15 protein-coding genes are annotated in these 16606 nt (G+C 70.4%); 6 read left to right on the top strand and 9 right to left on the bottom strand.

Features of this window, described 5'->3' with window-relative positions:
- Positions 1 to 15 precede the first annotated feature (15 nt).
- Genes ACYSUO_RS33455 through ACYSUO_RS33465 form a run of 3 tightly spaced genes read right to left on the bottom strand, consistent with a single transcriptional unit; the run spans position 16 to position 6052 of the window.
- Positions 16 to 1989, bottom strand: a complete 1974-nt coding sequence (locus ACYSUO_RS33455; RefSeq protein ID WP_461779977.1) for an enoyl-CoA hydratase — start codon at positions 1987 to 1989, stop codon at positions 16 to 18.
- Positions 1986 to 4889, bottom strand: coding sequence for an FAD-binding and (Fe-S)-binding domain-containing protein (locus tag ACYSUO_RS33460; protein WP_461779978.1), 2904 nt, complete (start codon positions 4887 to 4889; stop codon positions 1986 to 1988). The genes ACYSUO_RS33455 and ACYSUO_RS33460 overlap by 4 nt, the downstream gene beginning before the upstream one ends.
- Positions 4886 to 6052: a pyridoxal-phosphate-dependent aminotransferase family protein gene (locus ACYSUO_RS33465; RefSeq protein WP_461779979.1), complete on the bottom strand. Its 1167-nt coding sequence runs from the start codon at positions 6050 to 6052 to the stop codon at positions 4886 to 4888. The genes ACYSUO_RS33460 and ACYSUO_RS33465 overlap by 4 nt, the downstream gene beginning before the upstream one ends.
- A gap of 175 nt (positions 6053 to 6227) precedes the next feature.
- On the opposite strand from ACYSUO_RS33465, the gene ACYSUO_RS33470 reads away from it, so the two are divergent.
- Complete coding sequence (locus ACYSUO_RS33470; protein WP_461779980.1) at positions 6228 to 6968, top strand: IclR family transcriptional regulator; 741 nt, start codon at positions 6228 to 6230, stop codon at positions 6966 to 6968.
- Between the two features lie 125 nt (positions 6969 to 7093).
- Positions 7094 to 8482 carry an SLC13 family permease gene (locus ACYSUO_RS33475; RefSeq protein WP_461779981.1) on the top strand — a complete coding sequence of 463 codons (1389 nt, stop codon included), beginning with the start codon at positions 7094 to 7096 and terminating at the stop codon, positions 8480 to 8482.
- Between the two features lie 21 nt (positions 8483 to 8503).
- On the opposite strand, the gene ACYSUO_RS33480 is transcribed toward ACYSUO_RS33475, so the two are convergent.
- Genes ACYSUO_RS33480 through kdpF form a run of 4 tightly spaced genes read right to left on the bottom strand, consistent with a single transcriptional unit; the run spans position 8504 to position 13073 of the window.
- Positions 8504 to 9148, bottom strand: coding sequence for a potassium-transporting ATPase subunit C (locus ACYSUO_RS33480; protein WP_461779982.1), 645 nt, complete (start codon positions 9146 to 9148; stop codon positions 8504 to 8506).
- A gap of 24 nt (positions 9149 to 9172) precedes the next feature.
- Positions 9173 to 11269 (bottom strand): potassium-transporting ATPase subunit KdpB, encoded by a 2097-nt coding sequence (kdpB, locus tag ACYSUO_RS33485; RefSeq protein ID WP_461779992.1) that lies wholly within the window; start codon positions 11267 to 11269, stop codon positions 9173 to 9175.
- Positions 11270 to 11310: 41 nt separating this feature from the next.
- Positions 11311 to 12975: a potassium-transporting ATPase subunit KdpA gene (kdpA, locus tag ACYSUO_RS33490; RefSeq protein ID WP_461779983.1), complete on the bottom strand. Its 1665-nt coding sequence runs from the start codon at positions 12973 to 12975 to the stop codon at positions 11311 to 11313.
- An 8-nt stretch (positions 12976 to 12983) separates the two neighbouring features.
- Positions 12984 to 13073: a K(+)-transporting ATPase subunit F gene (gene kdpF, locus ACYSUO_RS33495; protein ID WP_018533641.1), complete on the bottom strand. Its 90-nt coding sequence runs from the start codon at positions 13071 to 13073 to the stop codon at positions 12984 to 12986.
- Between the two features lie 369 nt (positions 13074 to 13442).
- On the opposite strand from kdpF, the gene ACYSUO_RS33500 reads away from it, so the two are divergent.
- Positions 13443 to 13628, top strand: a complete 186-nt coding sequence (locus ACYSUO_RS33500; protein WP_266724424.1) for a DUF5999 family protein — start codon at positions 13443 to 13445, stop codon at positions 13626 to 13628.
- Positions 13629 to 13651: 23 nt separating this feature from the next.
- Here the strand turns inward: ACYSUO_RS33500 and crcB (ACYSUO_RS33505) are convergent, their stop codons facing one another.
- Entirely contained in the window at positions 13652 to 14026 is a 375-nt protein-coding gene (crcB, locus tag ACYSUO_RS33505) for a fluoride efflux transporter CrcB (RefSeq protein WP_461779984.1), read from the bottom strand.
- A gap of 28 nt (positions 14027 to 14054) precedes the next feature.
- Entirely contained in the window at positions 14055 to 14519 is a 465-nt protein-coding gene (crcB, locus tag ACYSUO_RS33510; protein ID WP_461779985.1) for a fluoride efflux transporter CrcB, read from the bottom strand.
- Positions 14520 to 14731: 212 nt separating this feature from the next.
- Between crcB (ACYSUO_RS33510) and ACYSUO_RS33515 the strand changes: the two genes are divergently transcribed.
- The 3 genes from ACYSUO_RS33515 (at position 14732) to ACYSUO_RS33525 (ending at position 16538) form a co-directional block, all read left to right on the top strand.
- A complete protein-coding gene (locus tag ACYSUO_RS33515; protein ID WP_461779986.1) occupies positions 14732 to 15703 on the top strand; it encodes a lysylphosphatidylglycerol synthase transmembrane domain-containing protein in 972 nt (323 codons plus the stop codon).
- A gap of 91 nt (positions 15704 to 15794) precedes the next feature.
- A complete protein-coding gene (locus ACYSUO_RS33520; RefSeq protein WP_461779987.1) occupies positions 15795 to 15923 on the top strand; it encodes a hypothetical protein in 129 nt (42 codons plus the stop codon).
- 231 nt (positions 15924 to 16154) lie between these two features.
- Entirely contained in the window at positions 16155 to 16538 is a 384-nt protein-coding gene (locus ACYSUO_RS33525; protein WP_461779988.1) for a VOC family protein, read from the top strand.
- Positions 16539 to 16606: the final 68 nt, after the last annotated feature.

The raw sequence follows: 16606 nt of genomic DNA on the forward strand, positions 1-16606 counted from the left end.
GGCCGACGGGGAGGCCTACCGCCCCTCCCACTCCGGCTTCCGCTTCTCCAGGAAAGCCGTCACACCCTCCGCGAAGTCCCGGCTGCCGTAGACCCGGGCGTACAGGTCCTCGGCGTGGCCGGGGGCGGAGGCGGCCAGGACGCGGCGGTCCGCCTCCTTCAGGGCCGCCAGGGTGAGCGGGGCGCAGCGGGCGATGTCCGCCGTCAGCTCCGCGAGGCGTGTGTCCAGGTCGGCCGGGTCGACGATGTCGGCCACGAAGCCGGACTCGTGGGCCTCCTCCGCCGTGATCAGACGGGCGGCGAGGAGGGACCGCAGGGTGCGGGCGCGGCCGAGTCCCGCGTAGAGGCGGGAGAGCATGGCGGGGGCGAGGCAGTTGCCGAGTGTGCGGCCGATGGGGGCTCCGAAGACGGCGTCGGGTGTGCACAGCACCACGTCGCAGCAGCTCGCGAGCGCGCTGCCCGCACCGACGGCCGGGCCCTCGACCGCGGCGACGACGGGCATCCGCATCCCCGCGAGCCGGTCGACGGCGAGGCCGACGCGACGTTCGTACGCCACGCCGTCCTCCCCGCTCGCGAAGTCACGGAACTCGCGGATGTCGGTGCCGGCCGCGAACGCCCGCCCACCCGCTCCGCGCAGCACGGTGAGCCGGATGTCGGGGTCGGCGTCGATCTCCCGGCAGGCGCGCTCCAGTTGGTCGTACATGCGCAGGGTCAGCGCGTTGCGCCGGTCCGGGTTGACCAGGGTGAGGTGGGCGGCGTAGGTGTCGGTTCCCGGAACCGCGTGGCGGGTCCAGGTGACGGAGCCGCCTCCCGCGTCGTCGTTCGGCGTCAACTCCCTCTCCTTCCTGAGGAGTTCCTCGTTGTGCTCGCCGAGCACCGGCGGGTGGCGGCGAAGCCGTGCCGGGGTGCGGGCGAGTTTCACCGGGAAGCCGACGACGCGGCTGCGGCCGTCGACCGGGTGGTCGTACTCCTCGACCATGCCGCGGGCCCGCGCGTGCGGGTCGTGGTCGAGGATCTGCCCGTAGTCGAGGATCGGCCCCGCGGGTACTCCTGCGTCGAGGAGTTGGGCGACGCACTCCTCGGTGCTGGTCGCCGCGAGCCGGCCTTCGAGGAGGGCGATGAGTTCGGCGCGGTGGGCCATGCGGTCGGTGTTCGTGGCGAACCGTTCGTCGTCCGCGAGGTGGTGGAGGTCGAGGGCCTCGCACAGCCGCAGCCACAGCCGCTGGTTGTTCGCGGCGATGGTGGCGTGGCCGTCCTTGGTGCGGACGACCTGGTAGGGCGTGGACATGCGGTGCGCGGAGCCGAGGCGCTGCGGGGGCTCGCCACCGGCGAAGTACTCGACCGACTCCCATACCGACATCGCCAACACCGCTTCGTACAGGGATGTTTCCAGGTACTGCCCCTCCCCCGTACGCAGTCGGTGGACGTGCGCGGCCGCGATGCTCAGCGCGCACAGCATGCCCGCGCCGAGGTCGCCCACCGGGAGCCCGCACTTGACCGGCGGCCCGTCCGGGTCGCCGGTGACGCTGACGGCGCCCGCCATGCCCTGGGCGATGAGGTCGTAGCCGGGCCGGTCGGCGTACGGGCCGTACTGGCCGAAGCCGGAGATCGACGCGTAGATGATGTCGGGCCGGACCTCGCGGACGGCTTCGTAGCCGACGCCGAGGCGGTCGGTGACACCGGGCCGGAAGTTCTCCACGACGACGTCCGCGTCGGCGACGAGCCGGAAGAATTCCGCGCGGTCGGCGTCGGTGCGCAGATTGAGGGTGACACTGCGCTTGTTGCGGTTGAGGGCGTGGAAGGCGGGAGTGTCGCTGCCGGGCCGTGGCGTGCCCATGGAGGTGCGGGTCTGGTCGCCACCCTCCGGCGACTCGACCTTGATGACATCCGCGCCGAGGTCGGCGAGCAGCATCGTGCAGTACGGGCCCGCCATGACCTGGGTGAGGTCGAGGACGCGGACGCCGTCGAGCGCCCCTGCGGTGACGGTCATCGCAGCACCTCCCGTATCAGCTGGAGCGGGTGCACCGCCGTGCGCTCCGTGCCGTGGTGGATCTGCTGGCGGCAGGAGACACCGGTGGCGGCGACCACGGTGTCGTCCGGTTCGGCCCGGACCGCGGGGAAGAGCCGGTCCTCGCCGACCGCCATGGACGTGTCGTAGTGCTCGGCCTCGAAGCCGAAGGAGCCCGCCATCCCGCAGCAGCCGGCGTCGAGTTCGACGACCTCGGCGCCCGGGATGCGCTTGAGGAGCGCGACGGTGGCCGCGGTGCCGACTTCCGCCTTCTGGTGGCAGTGGCCGTGGAAGAGGATGCGGCGGCCCGCGGGCCCCGTGTCGTCGCGCAGTTGAAGCCTGCCGTCGTCGATGGCCTCGGTCAGCAGCTCTTCCAGCTGCTTCACCCGGCCGGACACGTCGGCGACGGCCGGGTCGCCGGGCAGCAGGGCGTGGTGTTCGTCGCGCAGGGTCAGCAGGCAGGAGGGTTCGCAGCCGACAATGGGGCCGTCCCCCGCGTCCGCGAGGCGGTGCACGAGATCAACTGCCTGTGCCTTCGCCTGGTCGAGCAGGCCCTTGGAGAAGGCGGCGCGGCCGCAGCAGCCGCCGCTCTCCAACTGCACGTGCCAGCCCGCCCGTTCAAGGAGTTCGACGGCGGCGCGGCCGACGTCCGGGTCGGTGTACGTGGTGAAGGAGTCGGCGAGGAGGGTGACGGTGCCCTGGCTCCCGGCCACGCTGCCCGGCCTGCGCCGGAACCACGTCACGAGGTTGCGGCGGGCGAACACGGGCAACGGCCGTGCTCGGGCGATGCCGAGTCCGCGTTCCAACAGCCGCCTGGGCAAAGGGAGGTTGGAGATCGGCGCGGTCGCAGAGCCCAACCGGTTGAGGCGGCGGATGGCGCCGAACACCCGTGACCGGAGCGGTGTGCCGTGCCGCTCGTGATGGTGGGCCAGGGTCTCGGCCTTCAGCGTGGCCATGTCGACGCCGAGCGGGCACTCGCTCTTGCACGCCTTGCACATCAGGCACAGGTCGAGGACCTCGTGCAGCCCCTCGTCGCCGAGCGCCGCCTTCGGGTCGGGCTCGGAGAGCGCCTTGACCAGGGCGTTCGCGCGGCCGCGCGTGGAGTCGTGCTCGTGCTTGGTGACCATGTACGAGGGACACATCACGCCCGCGTCGCTCTTGCGGCACAGGCCGATGTTCATGCACCGGTCGGCGGCGCCGCGCATGTCGCTGCCTCCGACGACCTCGAAGTCGAGGTGGGTACGCAGGGGCGGCGCGGGCGGCAGCGCCGCGTCGCGGAGGTGTTCGGTCATCGCCGGTGCGTCGACGATCTTGCCGGGGTTCAGTCGGTTCTCCGGGTCGAAGAGGCCCTTGACCTCGCGCATCGCCTCGTACAGGTCGTCGCCGTAGAGCTCGCGGTTGAACTCGCTGCGGGCCAGGCCGTCGCCGTGCTCGCTGGAGTTGACGCCGCCGTACTCCCGTACCAGCTCCTTGATCTCCTCGGCGACCGCGCGCATCGTGCGCACCTGGGCGGGGTCGGCGACGTCGACGAAGGGCCTGATGTGCAGACAGCCGACCGAACAGTGGCCGTAGAAACCGGCGTCGAGGCCGTGCCGGTCGAGGACCTGCTTGAAGCGGCGGGTGTACGCGGCGAGGTGCTGGGGGTCGACCGCGGTGTCCTCGATGAAGGCCAGCGGTCGCCGGGTGCCCTCGCTCGCGGCCATCAGCAGGCCGAGGCTGGACTTGCGGACCTTGAGCAGCCCGGACTGCTGGGCGGGGGTGACGGCCTGAAGGGTGTGGTAGCCGTGGCCGTGCCGCTTCCACAGTGCGGTCAACTCCTTGAGACGGCCGCTGAGTTCAGCCTCGTCGTCGCCGGTGAAGCTGACGAAGAGGAGGGCCTCGGGGTCGCCTTCGAGGATGTTTCCGAGGGAGGCGTACTCGATCTTCTGCCGGGAGAGGTCGAGGATCGTCCGGTCCATCATCTCGACGGCGGACGGATCGCAGGCGAGCGCGTCCTCGGTGGCCTCGATGGCTCCGGCGACGGAGGTGAAGTGACCGACGGCGATGACCGTGCGGGCGGGTTTGGGCACGAGGTCGACGAGGGCGCGAGTGGCGACGACGAGGGTGCCTTCCGAGCCGACGACGAACTTCGCGAGGTCGAAGGGGTCAGCACCGGAACGGTCGGCGAGCCGGTCGAGGCGGTAGCCGCCGGAGCGTCGCCAGTACGCCGGGAAGCCCGTGGCGATCGCCCCGGCGCGCGCCTCCACGATCTTCGGAAGCTCCCGGTAGAGCCGCCCCTCCAGGGTGTCGAGGCCGGCCCGTCGGGCGCGCTCCTCCTCGTCGACGGGGGCGAGGCGGGCCGTGCTCGCGTCGGAGAGCACGACGTCCAGCTCCCGTACGTGGTCGATGGTCATGCCGTAGCGGATCGATCCGCTGCCCGCGGAGTTGTTGCCCGCCATGCCGCCGATGGTGGCGCGGTTGCTGGTCGAGGTGTCCGGGCCGAACATCAGGCCGTGCGGCGCGGCGGCCCGGTTCAACTGGTCCTGGACCACGCCGGGTTCGACGAGTGCGGTGCGCGCGTAGGCGTCGAGTTCGAGGATGCGGTGCATGTGCCGGGAGAGGTCGAGGACGAGGCCGGGGCCCACGGTCTGTCCGGCCAGGCTGGTCCCCGCACCCCGGGGTACCAGCGGCACTCCGTGCTCGGCGGCCGCCGCGACCGCGGCCCGCACGTCGTCGGCGTGGCGCGGGAAGACGACGCCCTGCGGCTCGATCGCGTACATGCTGGCGTCGCGGGAGAACAGGTGCCGGGTGTAGTCGTCGAAGGCGACCTCGCCGTCGAGGTCGCGGCGCAGCGCGGCTTCGAGGTCGCGGGCGGCGGTGCGGACTTCGCTGGGGGCCGTCATCGCAGCACCTCCAACGCCGCTTCGAGGCCGCCCCGTTGGACCGGTACCCCCGCGAGTTCGAGGCCCATCTGCACCCCGGCGAGCGTGCCCGCGAGGGTCAGGTCGTTGAAGTTGCCGAGGTGACCGATGCGGAAGACACGGCCGGCGAGCTTTCCGAGGCCGGAGCCGAGTGACATGTCGAAGCGCTCCAGGATGACCTTGCGGAGCTTGTCGGCGTCGTGCCCCTCGGGCATCAGGACGGCGGTGAGCGAACCGGAGTGCTCGCGCTCGTCGGCGCACAGCACCTCAAGTCCCCAGCCGCGCACCGCGGCACGAGTGGCGGCGGCATGCCGCGCGTGCCGGGCGAAGACGTTCTCCAGGCCCTCCTCCTCCAGCATGCGCAGCGCCTCGTCCAGGCCGTAGAGCAGGTTGGTGGCCGGTGTGTACGGGAAGGCGCCCTTGGCGTTGGCGTCGATGATCGGCTGCCAGCGCCAGAACGACGCGGGGAGCCTGGCGGTCCGGGAGACGGCGAGAGCCTTGTCGCTCACCGCGTTGAAGCTGAGGCCCGGCGGCAGCATCAGCCCCTTCTGCGAACCGGCGACGGTGACATCGACGCCCCACTCGTCGTGCCGATAGTCGATGGAGCCGAGCGAGGAGATGGTGTCGACGAACAGCAGCGCGGGGTGGCCCACGGAGTCGATCGCCGCGCGCAGTTCGGGGATGCGGCTGGTGACGCCGGTCGATGTCTCGTTGTGGACGACGCAGACCGCCTTGATCCGGTGGTCGGTGTCGGCGGCGAGCCGCTCGGCGAGCGCCTCCGGGTCCGCGCCGTGCCGCCAGTCACCCGGCAGGGCATCGGTATCGGCGTCCAGGCCGAGACCGCGGGCCATCTCGCGCCAGAGGACGGCGAAGTGCCCGGTCTCGAAGGACAGCACCCGGTCGCCGGGGCTGAGCGTGTTGACCAGCGCGGCCTCCCAGGCACCGGTGCCGGAGGCGGGGTAGACGACGACGGGCCCCGCCGTACCGAACACCGGCTTGAGCGCCACGAGTAGACGCTTCGTCAGCTCGGCGAACTCCGGGCCGCGGTGGTCGATGGTGGGCGCCGCCATGGCGCGCAGGACCCGGTCGGGGACGTTGGTGGGGCCGGGGATCTGCAGGAAGTGGCGGCCGGTGCGGAGCGTCATGCGGTCGACTCCTCAAGGTGTTGTGCCGTGAGATGGCACGCCGTACCGTGAAGCGGCACGTGGAGCGTAGGCTTCCCCTCGCCGACGCGTCAACGGCCGTGTACGGGTCGCCGGTTGGGATCAACGGCCGCGTACCGGCCATCGGCCGGGATCAACGGATGCGTGAGGACTCGCGATGATGCAGAACGTGGCCAACACCCTGCGGGCACTGGAGGAAGTGGCGGCCCGCCAGCCCGTCGGCGTCGCCGACCTGGCCAGGGCCCTCGACCTGCCGAAGAGCTCCGTCCAGCGCTCGCTCGTCACGCTGCACACCACGGGCTGGATCCGCCCCGCCGGAGGAACCCCCACCCGCTGGGTGGTGACCACCAAGGCGCTGCACGTCGGACGGCACGCCACCGACGAGCTGGGACTGCGCGACGCGGCCCTTCCGGTGATGGAGGAACTGCGTCAACGGACCGACGAGACGGTCCACTTGGCGGTGCGCGAGGGCGGCAGGGTGCTGCTGGTCGAGCGGCTCCAGACCAGCAAGGCCGTGCGCATCATCCTGCCGCTCGGCCAGGACCTCCCGATGCACGCCTCCGCCAACGGCAAGGCGGTGCTCGCCGCCGACCCCGACGACGCGGTCGAGCAGTACCTCGACGAGGGGCTGCCGCGCTACACCGGCACCACCGTCACCGACCGGGAGCAACTCCTCGCGGAGGTACGGGAGATCAGGGCGCTCGGCTACGCGACGAACTCGGGCGAGTGGCGCGCGGACGTCTCGGCGGTGGCCTCGGCCGTGCTCGGCGCGGGGGGCCTGCCGGTGGCCAGCGTGAGTGTCAATGTGCCGACGAGCCGGATGACCGAGGACGCGGCCGCCACCTTCGGTGGCCTGGTGCAGGAGGCGGCGCGCACCATCAGCGCCCGAATCTCCTGATGCGCGAGGTGTCTTGACGTCCCATCAGACGCCTTCCATACTCTCGCCCCAACCCGAAACCCAGATTCCGGATTCCGGAATGTCCTGAATGTGTGGTGACCACCGACCGAAGGCGAGGAAGCCTCGTGTCAGATCAAGTCATCTCCATCATCGGCCTTGTGCTCGTGTTCCTCATTGCAACCTTCACCAAGGTGCACATGGGCGTCATCGCCATCGTCGCGGCGTTCATCGTCGGCACGGCCGTCGCAGGTGAGTCGGCGGACGAGCTGTTCGCCGGATTTCCCGGCGATCTGTTCGTGGTGCTCGTCGGCGTCACGCTATTGTTCGCGATCGCCAAGAACAACGGCACCGTCGACTGGCTCGTCCAGGCCTCGACACGTGCCGTGCGCGGCAGGATCGCCCTCATCCCGTGGGTGATGTTTCTGATCACGGGGGCCCTGACGGCCTCCGGCGCGGTCGTCCCCGGCGCGGTGGGCATCATGGCGCCCATCGGCATGGGCTTCGCCGTGCGGCACAAGATCAACCCGATCCTGATGGGCCTGCTCATCATCAACGGTGCCAGCGCCGGCGGCTTCTCGCCGATCAGCATCTTCGGCACCATCACCAACGGCGTGGTGCAGCGGGAGGACCTGCCCGGCAGCGAGGGCATGCTCTTCCTGACTTCGTTCCTCTTCAATCTCGCGCTCAGCGTGATCGTCTTCTTCCTGTTCGGCGGCCGCAATTTGCTGGGACGCCGGGCGGAGAGCGTGACCGGAAAACCGCCCACCCAGGATGGCGGAAACGGCGTCCCGGCGCAGGCCACGGCCGCCGACCGGACACCGACCCCCACACCCGACGGCACCTCCGGCGGCACCGCCACCGCGACCGCCCCGGCACCGGCCCCGGCTGCCGTCGGAGTCGAGGAGGAGGTCCATCACCTCACCCCGGTCCGCGCGCTCACCGTGCTCGGGGTGATCAGCCTGGCCGTCGGCTCGCTCGCCTTCGACCTCGACGTGGGCCTGATGGCCTTCGTCGTCTCGGCCGTCCTGTGCCTCGTCTCCCCCGCCTCGGCGAAGGGAGCCGTCGAGCGCTGCGCCTGGCCGACCGTCCTGCTGGTCTGCGGCATCGTGATGTACGTCAGCCTGATGGACGAGATGGGCACCATCAAGTGGGCCGGCGAGAGCGTCAGCGACCTCGGCACACCCCTGGTGTCTGCGCTGCTCATCTGTGTGATCGGCGGCGTGGTGTCCGCGTTCGCGTCCACGACGGGCATCCTCGGCGCCCTGATCCCGCTGGCCGTACCGTTCCTCGCCGGGGGCGAGATCGGCGCGATCGGCATGATCAGCGCCCTGGCGATCTCGTCCTCCGTGGTGGACTCCTCACCGTTCTCCACCAGTGGAGCGCTGACCGTGGCCAGCGCTCCGGAGGAGATGCGGGACACCGTCTTCCGACGGCTGATGGCATGGGGCCTGAGCATGACCGTGATCGCTCCGCTCGCGACGTGGGTCATCCTCGTGATCCCCGGCCAGTTGTGACGGAGCGGCGACCGGGACCGTTCAGCGGGTCAACTCCCTGAGTGCGACGTTGAGTTCGAGGACGTTGACCCGCGGCTCGCCCATGAATCCGAGGTCCCGGCCGTCCTTGTGCGCGTCGACGAGCTTCTGGACGCGCGCGACGGAGAGGTGGTTCCGCTCCGCGATCCGGTGCACCTGGAGGTCGGCGTACTCGGGTGAGATCGCCGGGTCGAGGCCCGAGCCGGAGGAGGTGACGGCGTCGGCCGGGATGTCCGAGGCCTTCACCTTGTACGTCGCCGTGGAGTTGTCCTCGACGACGGCGGCCTTGGCGGACTCGACCTGCTTCACCAGCTCCTTGTTGTCACCGGAGAGGTTGGTGGCGCCGGAGAGGATCAGCTTGTACTGGGTGTTCACGGTGTTCTCGCCGAGGCCATTGGAGGGCCGCGGCTGGAACCACGCGAGGTCCGGCTTGCCGTCCTTGGTGAGGTACGTCTGGCCTATGAGGGAGGAGCCGACGACCTTGCCCCCGTCACTGATCTCCGAGCCGTTGGCCTTGTCGTGGAAGGCCACCTGCGCGACGCCGGTGACCGCGAGCGGGTAGAGCACCCCGCACACCACGGTCAGGACGATCAGGGCGCGCAGCCCCGCCCAGAGCAACCGGGCCGTGTTTCCTACTGAGTTGTTCATGACGATCGACACGCTTTCTGAAGGTCACAGCCCGGGGACGAGGGAGATGAGGAGGTCGATGAGCTTGATCCCGATGAAGGGCGCGACGAGCCCGCCCAGGCCGTAGATCCCGAGGTTGCGGCGGAGCAGCCTGTCCGCGCTCACCGGCCGGTACTGGACGCCCTTCAGGGCGAGCGGGACCAGGGCGATGATGATGATCGCGTTGAAGATGACCGCGGAGAGGATCGCGGAGTCCGGGCTGGACAGGCCCATGATGTTGAGCTTGTCGAGGCCGGGGTAGACCGCCGCGAACAGCGCCGGGATGATCGCGAAGTACTTCGCGACGTCGTTGGCGATCGAGAAGGTCGTCAACGCGCCCCGGGTGATGAGGAGTTGCTTGCCGATCTCGACGATCTCGATGAGCTTGGTCGGGTTCGAGTCGAGGTCGACCATGTTGCCGGCCTCCTTCGCGGCCGACGTACCGGTGTTCATCGCGACACCCACGTCCGCCTGCGCGAGGGCGGGCGCGTCGTTGGTGCCGTCGCCGGTCATCGCGACGAGCTTGCCGCCCGCCTGCTCCCGCTTGATGAGGGCCATCTTGTCCTCGGGCGTGGCCTCCGCGAGGAAGTCGTCGACGCCCGCCTCCTCGGCGATCGCCTTGGCCGTCAGCGGGTTGTCACCCGTGATCATCACGGTCTTGATGCCCATGCGGCGCAGCTCGGTGAACCGCTCGCGCATGCCGTCCTTGACGACGTCCTTGAGGTGGATGACACCGAGGACGCGGGCGCCCTCTGTGTCCTCGATCGCCACGAGCAGCGGCGTGCCGCCCGCCTCGGAGATCAGGTTGGCGAGAGTGTCGGCGTCCTCGGCTATGCGGCCGCCCTGCTCCTTGACCCAGGTGATGACCGAACCGGCCGCCCCCTTGCGGATCCTGCGCCCGTCCACGTCGACACCCGACATACGTGTCTGGGCGGTGAACTCGATCCACTCGGCGCCCGTCAGCTCGCCCTGGTGCCGCTCGCGCAGCCCGTACTTCTCCTTGGCGAGGACCACGACGGAGCGGCCCTCGGGTGTCTCGTCGGACAGTGAAGAGAGTTGCGCGGCATCGGCGAGCTCGGCCTCCGTGGTGCCGCGCACCGGCACGAACTCGGCGGCCTGGCGGTTACCGAAGGTGATGGTGCCGGTCTTGTCGAGCAACAGGGTCGACACGTCACCCGCCGCCTCAACTGCCCTGCCCGACATGGCCAGTACGTTGCGCTGCACCAGCCGGTCCATGCCCGCGATGCCGATCGCGGAGAGCAGCGCGCCGATGGTGGTCGGGATCAGACACACCAACAGGGCCACGAGCACGACCATGCTGAGGTGCTTGCCCGCGTAGTTCGCGAACGGCGGCAGTGTGGCCACCGCGAGCAGGAAGACGATGGTCAGCGAGGCCAGCAGGATGTTGAGCGCGATCTCGTTCGGTGTCTTCTGCCGGGCGGCGCCCTCGACCAGGTTGATCATGCGGTCGATGAAGGTCTCGCCGGGCTTCGTCGTGATCTTGACGACGACGCGGTCGGAGAGCACCTTCGTGCCGCCGGTGACCGCGCACCGGTCGCCGCCGGACTCGCGGATGACCGGGGCGGATTCGCCCGTGATCGCCGACTCGTCGACGGAGGCCACGCCCTCGACGACGTCACCGTCGCCGGGGATGATGTCGCCGGCCTCGCAGACGACGAGGTCACCGATCGTCAGCTGCGTGCCGGCGACCTGCTCCTCGCGCTCCCCCACCAGGCGCCGCGCCACGGTGTCGGTCTTCGCCTTGCGCAGCGTGTCGGCCTGCGCCTTGCCACGCCCCTCGGCGACGGCCTCCGCCAGGTTCGCGAAGATCACCGTCAGCCACAGCCAGACGCTGATCGTCCAGCCGAACCAGTCGGACGGGTGCAGACAGGAGAACACCGTCGTCAGCACGGACCCGATCAGCACCACGAACATCACGGGCGACTTGACCATGATGCGCGGGTTCAGCTTGCGGCAGGCGTCGGGCAGCGACTTCAGCAGCTGCTTGGGGTCGAACAGGCCCCCGCCGACCTTGCCGCCGCCGGGCTCGTGCCCGGTGGGCACGTCCTGGTGGGGCGCCCTCGTGGGTGTGGCAGTGGACATCGTGTCCTCAAGATTCTCGGAACGTTCGGTACGTACGGTCGTCATGACGCGAGCCCTTCCGCGAGCGGGCCGAGCGCGAGCGCCGGGAAGTACGTCAGACCGGTGATGATCAGGAGCGTGCCGACCAACAGGCCGGTGAACAAAGGCTTGTTGGTGCGCAGCGTGCCCGCCGTGGCCGGGATCGGCCGCTGCTCGGCCAGCGAACCGGCGAGCGCGAGCACGAACACCATCGGCAGGAAGCGGCCGAGCAGCATCGCGAGGCCGATCGTGGTGTTGAACCACTGGGTGTCGGCGGACAGGCCCGCGAAGGCGGAGCCGTTGTTGTTGGCGCCGGACGTGTACGCGTACAGGATTTCGGAGAAGCCGTGCGCGCCGGGGTTGAGCATGGAGTTCGGCGGGGTCGGCAGGGCCATCGCGAGGGCGGTGAAGACGAGGACGAGGGCCGGCGTGACGAGGATGTAGCAGGCCGCGAACTTGATCTCGCGGGTGCCGATCTTCTTGCCGAGGTACTCGGGCGTCCGGCCCACCATGAGTCCCGCGATGAACACCGCGATGATCGCCATGACCAGCATGCCGTAGAGGCCGGAGCCGACGCCGCCGGGCGCGATCTCGCCGAGCTGCATGCCGAGCAGGTTGAGGCCGCCGCCGAGACCGGTGTTGGAGGAGTGGAAGGAGTTCACCGCGCCGGTCGAGGTGAGCGTCGTGGAGACCGAGAAGATCGCCGAGCCGCCGATGCCGAAGCGGGTCTCCTTGCCCTCCATCGCGCCGCCCGCGGCCTCGAAGGCCGGGCCGTGGTGGGCGAACTCGGTCCACATCATCAGGGCGACGAAGCCGATCCAGATGGTCGCCATCGTGGCGAGGATCGCGTAGCCCTGCTTGACCGAGCCGACCATCTTGCCGAAGGTGCGGGTCAGCGCGAAGGGGATGACGAGGATCAGGAAGACCTCGAAGAGGTTCGAGAACGCGGTGGGGTTCTCGAAGGGGTGGGCCGAGTTGGCGTTGAAGTAGCCGCCGCCGTTGGTGCCCAGCTCCTTGATGACCTCCTGGGAGGCGACCGCGCCGCCGTTCCACTGCTGCGAGCCGCCCATGAACTGGCCGACCGAGTGGATGCCGGAGAAGTTCTGGATGGCGCCACAGGCGACGAGCACGAGCGCGCCGACGACGGAGAGCGGGATCAGGATGCGGACGGTGCCGCGGACCAGGTCGGACCAGAAGTTACCCAGCTCACCGGTGCGGGAGCGGGCGAAGCCGCGCACGAGGGCGACCGCCATGGCGATCCCCACGGCCGCCGAGACGAAGTTCTGCACCGCGAGGCCGCCGGTCTGCACGACGTGGCCCATGGCCTGTTCGCCGTAGTACGACTGCCAGTTGGTGTTGGCGACGAAGGACGCGGCCGTGTTGAAGGCCTGGTCCGGGTCGATCGATGTGAAGCCGAGCGAGCCGGGCAGGGAACCCTGCACGCGCTGCAACAGGTAGAGGAAGAGGACGCTCACCGCGGAGAAGGCGAGGACGCCGCGCAGGTAGGCGGTCCAGCGCATCTCGGCGTCCGGGTTGGCGCCGATGCCCTTGTAGATCCACTTCTCCACCCGCAGGTGCTTGCCGGAGGAGTAGACCCGGGCCATGTAGTCGCCGAGGGGGCGGTACGCCAGCGCCAGGGCCGCTATGAGCGCGAGCAGCTGGAGCACTCCGGCGAGTTCGGGGCTCATATCTGTACTCAGAACCTCTCCGGGTAGATGAGGGCGAGGACGAGATAGCCCAGGAGGGCGACGGCCACGACGAGGCCGACGATGTTCTCGGCGGTCACAGCTTGGTCACCCCCTTGGCGACGAGTGCCACCAGCGCGAAGACCGCGATCGTGGTGACGACGAAGGCCATGTCGGCCATCGTGAGCTCCCTGGGTGAAAGTCTTGATTCGGAACTGACACTGAGAGGAAACCCCCGGTCATGGCCGGTTTCGGCGCTCGTTGACGGCTCCCATACGCCGCCGTGCGCGCCCTTGACGCCTCTCTTACGGCCAGGGGTGGCGGGCGGCGGTCGTAGAACGGTTCCGGGAGTGTCCGGGAGCTGTCACATTCGGCGCCGGGACCTGGTTCGCGGGGCCCCACAGGCGCATCGTCGAGGTACGGGGGCAGCCCTCCAGGACCGCCCACCCGGCCGACCTCGGAGGTTCGCCATGTGTTTCCACCGCCCCACGTGCCCGCACCCCGAGCATGTCGTCGCCGCCCACCCCGAACAGGGCTGGAGCCTGTGCTGCGACGGCACGATCGTCTTCGACGACACCGGCGAGCTGCGTCCCGACGGGGGCGTCGTGGCCCCACACCGCTCGTACCCGGTGCAGCGGCTGGTCGTCGCGGCCTGAGAGTGTCCGGCCGCTCCGCTCCCTCAGGCCCAGACGGCCGCCGCGAGTGCCGCACCCGTGAAGGCGGCCCCGAGCCCCGCCGCAACGCCGGCGACGACGTTGACGGCCGCGTAGAAGCGCGCCCCGCGCTCGGCCAGGCGCAGGGTCTCGTACGAGAACGTGGAGTACGTCGTCAGCGCCCCGCACAGGCCAGTGCCCAGCAGCAGTTGCACCTGGGACGAGGCGCCGCCGGCCGCGACGGCGCCGGTGACCAGGCCGAGGATCAGGGACCCCGCCACATTGACGGTGAACGTGCCCCAGGGGAACACCGTGTCGTGCCGGGACTGGACGGTGCGGTCGGTGAGATAGCGCAGCGGGGCGCCGACCATCGCGCCCACGATCACCAACAGCCAGTTCACGCCTCGCCCCCGTCCGGGTTGCCGGTTGTCACCGCTGCCTCCACTCGATGACGCGGCGGGTCAGCCCCGCCGCGGCCCACACCGACGCGAGCGCCACGCACACCGTCAGGGCCAAGTAACCGAGGGCGGTGCGCGGGTGGCCTTCGACGATCAGGCTCCGGATGTCCACGGCGTATGTGGAGAAGGTCGTGAAGCCGCCGAGGACGCCGGTGCCGAAGAACGGCCGGACGAGGCGGTGCGCCGCCCGGGCCTCGTTGATGACGACCATGAAGACGCCGATGACGGCGCAGCCGACCGCATTGACGACGAGCGTCGTCCAGGGGAAGGCGCCGGTCGCCGTGGGCCACAGCAGGCTCGCTCCGTAGCGGGCGCTCGCGCCGATCGCGCCGCCGATCGAGACCACGGCGACGACGGGGCCCTGCCCCTGCCAGGCGGCTTCGCGCGGGGCGGGAACGTGCAGGTCCGCGTCCGGATCGACAGGGTCGTTCACCATCGGGCTGCGGGCCTCTCCTCCGTGCATCTCCTGCTCATCGGGCACACACGTTACGGGGGTGGTTCCTCGCACATGGGCACCGGCCCGCACGATTTGGCAGATTGGCGAGCGCACGACACTACGATGTCGGCAAAACGGGCATCACCGTAATAGCCCCATTCCGCTCCCTCCCCTGCCTTGCGCTGTGCGCGCTCGGAAAGGACGGCTCAAGCGTGGCCACTCCCCCTCCCCCTGTCCTGCGGCCTGCCCTGCGACGCCGACTCCCCGTACGGAAATGGTTTGCGCTCGTTCCACTCGTCCTGGTCGCCGGGTGGGTGACCTGGAACTGGCCCCTGTTCACCGCGGGGCTCACGCAGCTGCGCGGCGCGGATCCCGGCTGGCTGCTGGCCGCGGCCGTGGTCACGATCACGTGCTGGCTGCCGGTGTGTCTGCTGCGGCAGGGCGCGGTGCTCGAACCACTGCCCGTGGGGCGGCTGTTCGCCTCTCAGGTCGCCGCGGGTTCCGCCAATCACCTGCTGCCCGCGGGGCTCGGCGCGCACGTCGTGAACCTGCGGTTCATGCGCTGCTGCGGGATACCCGCGACCCGCGCCTGCGCCGCGCTGGCGCTGTACTCACTGGCGCAACCCATCGGCCGGTACGCCCTGTTGATCACGCTGATGGCGGCCTCGCCCGACGCGCTGCCGCTGGGCGGGCTGATGCCGGCCGAGCGGGGTGGCCTGGCGGTGCTGCTGCTCGTCGCGGCGGTCGCCGTCGCGGCGGGGGTGCTGTGGTGGGTGCGGCCGCTGCGCGGGGCCGTCCGGGACTTCCTGGCCACCGCGCTGACCGACGTCCGGGCCCTGCACGCCCGGCCCGCCCGCGCGCTGGCGCTGTGGTGCGGGGCGGTCGGCTTTCCCGCGTTGCAGGCCACCGTCATGGTCGCGGTGGCGCGCTCCCTTCAGATGCCGGTGCCGTCGCTGGACATCGCCCTCGCGTATCTCGCGGCCTCGGTGCTGGCCGGGGTGGTGCCGACGCCGGGCGGGATCGGGTCCGTCGAGGCGGCCCTCACCCTCACGCTCGTGGGCGCGGGGTCACCGGTCGTCGAGGCGACCGCCGCGGTCGTCGGCTTCCGTCTGCTCACGGTCTGGGGGCCGCTGCTGCCCGGTGCCCTGGTGCTGGCCGCGCTGGTGCGCCGCAAGGTGATCTGACGGCTGCCGGGTCCCGCCGTCGTACGTCACCCGGCTTGGTACATTCGCGACACGGACCCCGATATGCCGCACACGAGGAGGCGTGGTGCCCATGACGCCGCTCGCCCTGTTCCTGCCCCGCCTCGACGCGGTCCCCCGCTGGCTGCAGATCACGGCGGCCGTGGTCATCCTCGGCCTCATGGCCACGCGGGTGTGGCTGTTCCTCCGGCGCCGGAAATAGCGTTGCCGCGGGCGATCACCGGGCACTAAGGTCACGGGCGTGACGACCGGGTCGGCCTTGGGCCATGCACGAGTGAGGTTCCCGGCCCCGGCGTGAGCCCGGGGCGGGCGAGAGGCCCGCCGTACTCCTCCGCGTCTTTCCCTGCCGGCGCCCCTTCGCGGCGCCGCGTTCCAGCGGATCCCGAGAACCGGATCCCGTGAAGCGGATTCCAAGACCGGAGACTCACCACTGATGCATGTCCAGCTGAACCACACCGCCGTCTACGCGAGCGACCGGCACCTGTCCGCCGAGTTCATCGCCGCGATCCTCGGTCTGAAGGTCGGCGCCCCGTTCGGGCCGTTCCTGCCCGTCGATCTCGGCAACGGCGTGACGCTCGACTACTACGAGAAGCGGGACGAGCCGATCCAGCCGCAGCACTACGCGTTCCTCGTGCCCGAGGAGGAGTTCGACGCGATGATCGGCCGCCTTGAGACGGTCGGGGTGACGTACTACGCCGACCCCGCACACACCGAGACCGGCCGGGTCAACGACCTGTTCGGAGGGCGCGGGGCCTACTTCGACGATCCGGACGGCCACAACATGGAGATCATGACCAGGCCGTACGCCCGCCCCTGACGCACAGGGCAGGCCGGGCCGGGCCCACCGCTCGGGTGTGCCCGGCCCGCTCCGGGCTCAGCCCTGGA

The sequence above is a fragment of the Streptomyces sp. UC4497 genome (assembly GCF_054871485.1).